A 1,083-nucleotide genomic window follows, 5' to 3' on the forward strand; every position below is an offset into this window, starting at 1 on the left:
CCGAGTTCAAGGAACGCCATGAGTTCCTCCGCAGCGGCCCGGCCGGCCCGGTTGGCCCCGATGGTGGAGGCGGAGGGGCCGTAGCCTACCAGATGCACCCTCCCGTCCTTCGCGACCTGCGTCGCCAGCCGTCCGGTCATGACGATGCCTCCTCCAGGCTGGCGCAGCATGAGCGGCGCCAAGTGATCGAGGGAACTGCGAAAGCCGGTGCACCAGAGGATCACGTCGGCGCGGAGCGCGGTCCCATCTGACCAGCGAACCCCGTCCTCCGTGATCTCGCTGAACATGGGGCGCCGGGTCAGCACCCCGCGTGCCCGCATCGCCGCAATGGCAGGAGTGACGGGGATCCCGGTGACCGAGACAACGGACGCGGGCGGCAAGCCGCGGCGCACCCGATCCTCCACAATCGCCACGGCGGCGCGCCCGACCTTCTCGTCGAAAGGACCATCCCGGAACTCGGGCTCCCTTCGGGTCACCCAGGTGGTCGTGGTGACGCGCGAGACCTCATCGAGCAACTGGATCGCCGAGATACCAGCCCCCACGACAATAACATGCCGGCCCGAGAATTCCTGGGCGGTGCGGTAATCCCTCGTGTGCAGTTGCCTGCCCTTGAACCGCTCGGCTCCGGGTATGTCGGGAACGTAGGGGCTCTCCCAGGTTCCCGTGGCATTGATGAGCCCGCGTGCGGAGACCTGGATCCGGTCCGTCTCGACCCTGAAGTGATCGTGCCTGTCGCAGACGACCTTCACCGCCACCGGACGGTAGACCGGCAGTTCGAACCGCTTCTCGTAGGCCGCGAAATACTCCGGGACGGCAACGCTCGCCCGCACCTCTGGGCTGTCCGTGCCGATCACCTCGGAAAAGGACATCCCGGGCAGGTCGTGGATGCGGTTGACGGTGCTCAAGGTTAGCGAGGGCCAGCGGTCCTGCCAGGCGCCCCCCGGTCCTGGAGATTGGTCGAGCACCGCGAAACCCTTGTGCGGCGCCAATCCCAGCCTCTTGAGATGGTAGGCCGCCGAGAGCCCAGCCTGACCGGCCCCGATGACAACGATCTGGACCTTGAGCGCGATGCCCGGGGCGGCG

At 67.5% G+C, this 1,083-nt stretch carries 1 protein-coding gene; it reads right to left on the reverse strand.

The features are described from left to right. Window positions 1–1,083, reverse strand: a 1,083-nt coding sequence (locus ACYVOK_RS35905) for an NAD(P)-binding domain-containing protein (RefSeq protein WP_460667083.1), incomplete at both ends; no start/stop codon positions are given.

It is taken from the genome of Kribbella swartbergensis, assembly GCF_054784135.1.